At 72.0% G+C, this 8780-nt stretch carries 6 protein-coding genes, 1 tRNA gene and 1 pseudogene; 4 read left to right on the forward strand and 4 right to left on the reverse strand.

All coding sequences use genetic code 11. The features are described 5' to 3' along the window. Window positions 1–2038, reverse strand: a 2038-nt coding sequence (gene pepN / locus AX737_RS10770) for an aminopeptidase N (protein ID WP_066921196.1), incomplete at its 3' end; no start/stop codon positions are given. Window positions 2039–2264: 226 nt separating this feature from the next. Between pepN and AX737_RS10775 the strand changes: the two genes are divergently transcribed. Continuing rightward, complete coding sequence (locus AX737_RS10775; protein WP_066921198.1) at window positions 2265–3557, forward strand: adenylosuccinate synthase; 1293 nt, start codon at window positions 2265–2267, stop codon at window positions 3555–3557. 63 nt (window positions 3558–3620) lie between these two features. Next, window positions 3621–5048 carry a histidine kinase gene (locus AX737_RS10780; protein WP_066921199.1) on the forward strand — a complete coding sequence of 476 codons (1428 nt, stop codon included), beginning with the start codon at window positions 3621–3623 and terminating at the stop codon, window positions 5046–5048. Between the two features lie 109 nt (window positions 5049–5157). On the opposite strand, the gene rpoH is transcribed toward AX737_RS10780, so the two are convergent. Both rpoH and AX737_RS10790 read right to left on the reverse strand, forming a co-directional pair. Next, a complete protein-coding gene (gene rpoH / locus AX737_RS10785; protein ID WP_066921201.1) occupies window positions 5158–6057 on the reverse strand; it encodes an RNA polymerase sigma factor RpoH in 900 nt (299 codons plus the stop codon). Between the two features lie 296 nt (window positions 6058–6353). After that, window positions 6354–7307, reverse strand: coding sequence for an RluA family pseudouridine synthase (locus AX737_RS10790; protein ID WP_156453649.1), 954 nt, complete (start codon window positions 7305–7307; stop codon window positions 6354–6356). Between the two features lie 322 nt (window positions 7308–7629). Between AX737_RS10790 and AX737_RS10795 the strand changes: the two genes are divergently transcribed. Further along, a tRNA-Glu gene (locus AX737_RS10795) sits at window positions 7630–7704 on the forward strand. A 295-nt stretch (window positions 7705–7999) separates the two neighbouring features. After that, complete coding sequence (locus AX737_RS10800; protein ID WP_066921204.1) at window positions 8000–8266, forward strand: hypothetical protein; 267 nt, start codon at window positions 8000–8002, stop codon at window positions 8264–8266. Between the two features lie 248 nt (window positions 8267–8514). Here the strand turns inward: AX737_RS10800 and AX737_RS10805 are convergent. After that, window positions 8515–8780: pseudogene (locus AX737_RS10805) on the reverse strand (DUF2254 domain-containing protein); the annotation flags it as partial.

An 8780-nucleotide genomic window follows, 5' to 3' on the forward strand; every position in this document is an offset into this window, starting at 1 on the left:
CCCCTACAGCCCCGACGCCGCGCCGGCCGGCCGCCGCGGCGTCGGGGCTGTAGGGGACGCCAGGTGCCTCGGCGAGCGCGTCCCAGAGCGCGTCGAGGCGCGGGCGGAGCGCGAGGCCGAGCTCGCGCCGGAGCGCGCTGCGCGCGGCGTGGATCGCGTCCGGATCGACCTCCGCCCGCATCTCGTTGGCGACCTCGCCCTCGCTCGGGATCGCGAGCGCCAGGGCCGCGAAGGCGGGGTCGCGCGCGCCCTCGCGGTCGAGGAGCCGGCCGAGCGCCTCCGCGAAGGCGGCCGAGGCGCTGCCGCCGCGCATCAGGGCGTGGGCGACGCTCTGCGCGGCCTGCCAGCGGTTGAACGGGTCGGTGTCGTGGGCGAGCAGCCGCAGATGGTCGCCCTCCGAGAGATCGGCCTGGAGCCGGACCGGGGCCGAGAAGCCGCGCAGCAGCGAGGGCACCGGCGGCTCCGGCACCTCCGAGAAGCGGAGCGTCGCCTCCCGCGCCGCCAGCACGTAGACCCCGTCCCGCACCTCAGGGCAGGTCGCGCCGTCGAGGGCGCCGCCCGCGCCGACGAGGCCGAGCGCCACCGGGATCACCAGGGGCTCGCCGTCGTCGAGGCTCTGGGCGAGGGTCAGGTCGTAGGTCCGCGCCGTCGCGTCGTGGCGGCCCGAGGCCGTGAGCTGCGGCGTGCCGGGCCGGGCGTACCACTGCGCGAACGCCGAAAGGTCCCGCCCGCTCTCCGCCTCGAAGGCCTTCAGGAAGTCCTCGACGGTGGCGGCGCGCCCGTCGTTGTCGGCATAGTAGCGGTCCATGCCGGCCCGGAACGCCTCGGGGCCCAGCAGGGTCTTGAGCATCCGGACGATCTCGGCGCCCTTCTCGTAGACGGTCGCCGTGTAGAAGTTGTTGATCTCCGCGTAGGCGGTCGGGCGCACGGGGTGGCGCAGCGGGCCTGCATCCTCGGGGAACTGCCGGGCGCGCAGGGCGCGGACCTCCGCGATGCGGTGCACCGCGCGCGAGCGCATGTCGGAGGAGAATTCCTGGTCGCGGAAGACCGTCAGGCCCTCCTTCAGGCAGAGCTGGAACCAGTCCCGGCAGGTGACGCGGTTGCCCGACCAGTTGTGGAAATACTCGTGCGCGATGATCGCCTCGATCGCCGCGTAGTCGGCGTCGGTGGCGGTCTCGGGGCTGGCCAGCACGTACTTGTCGTTGAAGATGTTGAGGCCCTTGTTCTCCATCGCGCCCATGTTGAAATCCGAGACGGCGACGACGTTGAACACGGCGAGGTCGTAGGCGCGCCCGAAGGCCTCCTCGTCCCAGCGCATCGAGCGGATCACCGCGTCGAGCGCGTAGGCGGCCCGCTCCGCCTTGCCGGGCTCGACATGGACGGCGACCCGGACGTCGCGCCCCTCCAGCGTGCGGAAGGTCGTCTCGACAGGGTCCAGCCGCCCGCCCACCAGGGCGAACAGGTAGGCGGGCTTCGGGTGCGGGTCGTGCCAGACGGCGTAGTGCCGGTCGGTGCCGGGGACCGGGCCGCCCTCGACGGGATCGCCGTTGCCCAGCAGCACCGGCGCCTCGGCGGCGTCGGCCTCGATCCGGGTGGTGTAGACCGAGAGCACGTCCGGCCGGTCGAGGAAGTAGGTGATGCGCCGGAACCCGTCCGCCTCGCACTGGGTGCAGTAGACCCCGCCGGAGCGGTAGAGCCCCATCAGCTTCGTGTTGGCGGTGGGATCCACCTCGGTGACGATCGTGAGCGTGAAGGGGCGCTGCGGCGGCTCGGCGATCTCCAGCCCCTGCGGCCCGGCCGTGAAGCTCCCCGGCGCCAGCGGCGCGCCGTCGAGGTCGAGCGCGACGAGGCGCAGGTCGTCGCCGTCGAGGCGTAGCGGCGCCCCGGCCTCGCCCGCCGGGTTCGGGCGCAGGCTCAGCACCGCCGTGATCCGGGTGCGGTGCGGGTCGAGCCGCACGTCGAGATCGACCCGCTCGATCAGGTGGTCGCTCGGCCGGTAATCCGCGAGGTGGATCAGCGGGGGCGTCTCGGTGCGCATCGTCTCGGGTCTCCGCTCGGGCCGGTCTCCCGGCTCTTCTAGGCGCCCCCGGCGCGCCTGTCGCGCGGAGCGTCCCGTCCGCCATGCACCGCTCCATGCACCGCTGCCTGGGGGCGGCTTGCTTGATTTCCCGGGCCGGATCGCGGAAAGGGTCTCACGGCAACGGGTTACCCGCGCACAAGCCGGCTTATCGTCCGCTGGCACAACACACGGATCGAAGGCACGCATGGCGAACGTCGTCGTCGTAGGCGCCCAGTGGGGCGACGAGGGGAAGGGCAAGATCGTCGACTGGCTCTCCGAGCAGGCCGACATCGTGGTGCGCTTCCAGGGCGGGCACAATGCCGGCCACACCCTCGTCATCGACGGCGTCACCTACAAGCTGGCGCTGCTGCCCTCCGGCGTGGTGCGCGGCGGCAAGCTCTCGGTCATCGGCAACGGCGTCGTGGTCGATCCCTGGCATCTCGTGGACGAGATCGCGCGGATCCAAAGCCAAGGCGTGGCGATCTCGCCCGAGACGCTGCGCATCGCCGACAACGCCACGCTGATCCTGCCGCTGCACCGCGAGCTCGACCATTTCCGCGAGACCGCGAATGTGGGTCTCAAGATCGGCACGACCAAGCGCGGCATCGGCCCGGCCTACGAGGACAAGGTCGGCCGGCGCGCCATCCGGGTCGTCGACCTCGCCGACCCCGACACGCTGCCCGCCAAGATCGAGCGCCTGCTCGCCCACCACAACGCGCTTCGTCGCGGCCTCGGGATCGACGAGGTCGACGCGGGCGCGCTCCTGGCTGAGCTGAAGGCGATCGCGCCCACCATCCTCCCCTACGTGGCGCCGGTCTGGTCGCTCCTCGACGAGGAGCGCCGCCACGGCAAGCGCATCCTGTTCGAGGGCGCGCAGGGCGCGCTCCTCGACGTGGACCACGGCACCTACCCGTTCGTGACCTCCTCCAACATCGTCGCCGCCCAGGCCGCCACCGGCTCCGGCCTCGGGCCCGGCGCGATCGGCTACGTGCTCGGCATCGCCAAGGCCTACACCACCCGCGTGGGCGAGGGCCCGTTCCCGACCGAGCTGTTCGACGAGATCGGCGAGACCATCGGCGCCAAGGGCCGCGAGTTCGGCGTCAACACCGGCCGCAAGCGCCGCTGCGGCTGGTTCGACGCGGTGCTGGTGCGCCAGACCGTGCGGACCTCGGGGATCCACGGCATCGCGCTGACCAAGCTCGACATCCTCGACGGGTTCGAGACCATCCGGATCTGCACCGGCTACCGCCTCGACGGCCAGACCATCGACCACCTGCCGGCGAGCCAGGCGGCGCAAGGACGGGTCGAGCCGATCTACGAGGAGTTCCCGGGCTGGGCCGAGACGACGGCGGGCGCCCGTTCCTGGGCGGAGCTGCCGGCGCAGGCGATCAAGTACGTGCGCCGGATCGAGGAACTGATCGGGGCGCCCGTCGCCCTGCTCTCGACCTCGCCGGAGCGCGACGACACCATCCTGATGCACAACCCCTTCGAGGACTAGGCAGCACGAGCCTCGGGCGCGTGGCGCCCAGAGGTCAGCCCGTAGGGGACCGGACCGGGGACGATGGCCGATTACTACCCGCTGCTGGCGCGCGCCCTCGACGCGCTGCCCGACCGGACGCCCGCGATGCGCCGGGCCGTCTACGACCGGGCGCGCAACGCGCTGGTCGCCCAGCTCCGCTCGATCGACCCGCCGCTGAGCGAGGACGACATCGACACCGAGCGCCGGGCGCTCGACACGGCGATCACCCGTCTGGAGGCGACCTACGACATCCCGGCCGCCGCCAACGATCCGGACGCCGCGCCGGCGGTCGCGCCCGCCCCGGCGCAGGGTCCGGCCAAGGTGCCGGAGCCGCCGCCGGCCGTCCCTTCGCCGGCGCCGCCGGTGCAGACGCCGGCCCCGCCGCCGCCCGTGCCGGGGCCGGCCGCCTTCGCCGAGGCCGCGCCGCCCGAGCACCCGGCCGAGCCCTTCCTGCCGCCGGCGCCCCCGCCGCACTTCGTCCCGGCGCCGGTGGAGCCGCCGCGGGAGCCGGCCATCGCCATCGCCGCCCCGCGGCCGCCCGGCGAGGCGCCGCCCCCATCCGAGCCGGAGCCGGTCGCCGCCCCGGAGCCGGCGGCCACGCCCGAGATCGCGAACGGGCGCCAGCGCCCGCGCATCGACGTGGTGGCGCCGCGCAACCGCTCGCGGCTCCTGCGCAACGCCTTCGTGGGGGTCGTACTCACCTGCGTGATCGGTGCGATCGCGGTCGCGGCCTACCTGCTGCGCGATCGTCCGACCGAGTTCCAGGCGGCCGCGCCGAGCGGCGCGGACAGCCAGCCCGAGAGCGGCGACGCGAAATTCGCGGACCGGGTCGGCGGCGAGCCGGCGCCGGCCGAGCGCGCGACGCCCGCCGAGGGCCGCGCGCCCGCTCAAGGGGCGGGTCAGGCGCCGGCCCAGCCCGACCTCGCCGTCGCGCAGCGCGCGACGCTGCTGGAGGAGGGCGGCGGCGGACCGGACGCGCAGCCGGTGACGAGCCAGGGGCGCGTCCTGTGGCGGCTGGAATCCGTGAGCGGCGAGCAGGGTCAGCCCCTGCAGACGGCGATCGTCGCGACGATCACGATCCCGGACGCCCTCACCCTGACGCTGACGATCCAGCGCAATCTCGACGCGACCCTGCCGGCCTCGCACACCGTGAGCCTCGCCTTCAGCCCGTCGGGGCCGGAGGCGTCGAAGCGGACGGTTCAGGATGTCGGCCTGCTCCAGGCCAAGGACGATGAGGGCGCCCGGGGCTCACCCCTCTCGGGACTGCCGGTGCGGGTGCGCGAGAACCTGTTCCTGATCGGGCTGTCGTCCCTGCGCAACGACGTCGATCGGAACACCGACTTCCTGCTCCATCGCAACTGGTTCGATCTCGGCCTGCGCTACGCCAACGGTCAGCGCGCCGTGGTGACCTTCGAGAAGGGCAACACGGGCGCGCAGGTGATGCAGCGGGCGTTCGAGCAGTGGCGGTGAGGGCCGGCGCGGTCGCGTCCGCCTGAGCCGCCGGCCTCCGTCGCCCGCTTCCGAAACGGGCGGCATCGGAGCGGCGATCCCGGCGCGCGGCGTCGGGATTCCGGCGGCGTCAGGCCTCGGCCCGCGCCTCACGGCCCGGGGAGGCCTCGCGGGTGGCGAGGTTGCGCTTGACCGCCTCCTGCACCTTCTCGAAGGCCCGCACCTCGATCTGCCGCACGCGCTCGCGGGAGACGCCGAACTCGCCGGAGAGGTCTTCCAGCGTGATCGGGTCGTCGGCCAGCCGCCGCGCCTCGAAGATGCGGCGCTCGCGCGGGTTGAGCACGCCGAGGGCGTCGCGCAGGGCCGAGAGGCGGTTCTGCCCCTCCTGCTCGCGCACCAGCACGGTCTCCTGGCTCGGGCTGTTGTCGACGAGCCAGTCCTGCCACTCGCCCTCGCCCTCCTCGCGCAGCGGCGCGTTGAGCGAGGTGTCGCCGGACAGGCGCCGGTTCATGTCGACCACGTCCTGCTCCGGCACGCCGAGGCGGGTCGCGATCTGTGCGACTTGATCCGGCTTGAGGTCGCCCTCGTCGAGCGCCGAGATCCGGCCCTTGGCCTTTCGCAGGTTGAAGAAGAGCTTCTTCTGGTTGGCGGTGGTGCCCATCTTCACGAGCGACCACGAGCGCAGGATGTATTCCTGGATCGCGGCCTTGATCCACCACATGGCGTAGGTGGCGAGGCGAAAACCCTTGTCGGGGTCGAAGCGCTTGACCGCCTGCATCAGGCCGACATTGCCTTCCGAGACCACCTCGCCGATCGGCAGGCCGTAGCCGCGGTAGCCCATCGCGATCTTGGCGACGAGACGCAGGTGCGAGGTCACGAGGCGGTGCGCGGCCTCGCGGTCACCCCCGTCGCGCCAGCTCTTGGCGAGGGTGAACTCCTCCGACGGCTCCAGCATCGGGAACTTGCGGATCTCGTCGAGGTAGCGCGACAGGCCACCTTCGTTGGCGAGCACGGGCAAAGCGCCGGCCATGGGCATTCTCCTTGAGGGTCCCCCTCCCGGGCGGACGCGTGTTGCGGACGGTCGCTCCTTGAGCCGGCCGTGCGACTCACCATCTGTACTCCGTGAGCCGTCGGGCCGGTAGCGGTTCCGCGAACCGGTTGTCGTGATCAACGCGCGAGGGCCCGGTCGGTTGACACTGGCACGATTGGCCGCGGGTATCGGTGTCCTTTCGCACCTGCGCGCGGATCGGGCTTGACCGTTGCCGGCGGGCAACTCGGGCGCGCCATCCCCCTTTGCCCTTCCCCTTCGCTGTCCCCGTGCGGCGGTTACAGCCCGAGCGTCGCGGCCAGCCGCGCGAGGTCGGGCGGGGCCGCGCTCTCGAAGCGCAGATGCTCGCCCGTGCGCGGATGCGCGAAGCCGAGGAGCGCCGCGTGCAGCGCCTGCCGCCGCAGCGCCGCGAGCGCGGCCTGGGCCGCCTCCGGCAGCCGCGCCGCCTTGGTCTTGAAGGCTGCGCCATAGACCGGGTCGCCGAGGAGCGGGTGCCCGATATGGGCGAGGTGCACCCGGATCTGGTGTGTGCGCCCGGTCTCCAGGCGGCAGCGCACCCGGGCGACCTCCGCGCCGTGGCGCGCCTCGACGGCGTAGTGCGTCACCGCGTGGCGGCCTTCGCCAGGGCGCACCACCGCGATCTTCTCACGATTGTGCCGGGAGCGGGCGAGCTCGGCCGTGACGGTGCCGCGCGCGGGCTCGGGCACGCCCCAGGCCAGCGCCAGGTAGGCGCGCTCCAGCGGCCCGCTGCGGCCGTGGTCGGCGAACTGCGCGGCGAGGCCGTGATGGGCGGCATCGTTCTTGGCCACGACCATCAGGCCGCTCGTGTCCTTGTCGAGCCGGTGCACGATGCCGGGCCGGCGCACCCCGCCGATCCCCGAGAGGCTGTCGCCGCAATGATCGAGCAGGGCGTTCACGAGCGTGCCGGTCTCGTTGCCGGGGCCTGGATGCACCACCAGGCCGGCGGGCTTGTCGATCACGACGAGGTCGTCGTCCTCGTAGGGCACGACGAGGCCGAGCGCCTCGGGCAGCGGCGCGGCGGGCGCGGCCTCCGGCACCGTGACGGCGAGGCTCGCGCCGGCCGCGACCTTCAGGGACGGGTCGCGCACCGCCGCGCCGTCCCGCCGCACATGGCCCGCCCGCACCAGATCCTGGAGCCGCGAGCGCGAGAGGTCGGGGAACAGGAGCGCCAGCGCCCGATCCAGCCGCACCGGCGCCTCCGCGGCGACCACGCCCTGCCGCTCCGTCCCGCCCGCATTCCCCACCGGATCACCCGTCACACCGTTTCTCCCGCCCGCCTCGAAAAAGCGTCACGCGGGGGTTGCTCCCGCATTCAGGCGTCGCTATAGGATCGCCACGCCGCCGCGGGAAGCTCCCATCGCCCAGCGGTCTAGGACAGCTTCATGCCCCTTCGACCCTACCGAGTATGTAGGTACAAGGGGTTGGGCACGGTCAGCCTACCAAGGGTTGCCGGCCTGCAGGTGTTCCAATGACCGCTACGATCGTTGACTGTCCCAAGGTAGGTATGTAGTAAGCAAGTCTTGCTCAAGTAAAGCGCCTATCGTCTAGCGGTTAGGACAGGTCCCTCTCACGGATCAGACCGGGGTTCGATTCCCCGTAGGCGCGCCATACAAATCAAGCACTTGGCTAGGATCCATGATCCGCGGTGCTAACAAGAATCTCCCAAAAGTTAGCACGCGTAAGTCGGCGCCCTCGCTCGTTCGAGCTATTGGCAAGCCCGTTGGATTCGCTCTCAACAGCCAGTGGGTACGCTTACCTGGGTTTCGTCGGATCGGGCTCGCCGGCCGCTTGGCGAGAGACGGGTCGATCTTGACTTTGGCCGCGGCCTCTCCAGGCCCAGCTGGGAAGGGGGCGGCGCCACATTTCTTCCACAAATTGCATCGGTAGGGTTGCTGAGCAGGCGGTGTTCCGCCACGGCGCGTTCGCGGGTCGGTACGTGATCGCGTCCGGCCAGCACCTCCTCGGCGACGAGCAGGCGCTGACCGGGCCGGGCGTGCCGAGCGACGACGACATGGCCGAAGCGCCCTTGCGGGACGCTATGGGCCAAGCCGATGATCCGGACCCGACCGGGCATGTCGCGGTTTCGTCGGTGGGGACCGCGACCGCGGTTCTCCTTAGAGCCGTTCCCCATCACGTTGCAATCGGGAACGGCTCTAAGTCCTTGTTGTGACGCGCTCTCTTTCGCCGAACCGGCATCCACTTCGGTGGAGAGCGCTCAAGCCAATCGTCCCCGCATGATCTCACGGCTTAAGGACGCCGACGCCGGCCGTCCCGAGATCCATCGCGGCAATGGACGGACCTTCGTCTCGCTCGCAGTGGCGGCGGCCATCCCGGTGCACTTGTAGGCCTGCCACTCGATCCCGACGGGCCGCCCCCAAGAGTTCAACGATCCTCGTCGACAGGGCATGCCGCATCGATTCACCCGACAGCTTGAGCCGCTCCCGCACGCACCCGAACGAAGCGGGTGTGCCGCTCCTCCAGGTCGGCGAGGTCGCGCGGGTCGGCGACGTCGCGCCGCGCGGCGGCGAGCACGAGGTCGGCATGGCGCCCGAGCTCGGACAGGCGCGAGGTCAGTCGCTCGACCTCCGCGGCGCGGGTGAGGACGTCCAGCATCCGCGCGAGCACGTGGACCGAGCCGGCGGCGTTCTGGCGGATCATGTGGAACATCGCGTCGCACAGGCCGT

Origin of the sequence: Methylobacterium sp. CCH5-D2, assembly GCF_001556475.1 — a bacterium.
Lineage (GTDB): Bacteria > Pseudomonadota > Alphaproteobacteria > Rhizobiales > Beijerinckiaceae > Methylobacterium > Methylobacterium hispanicum.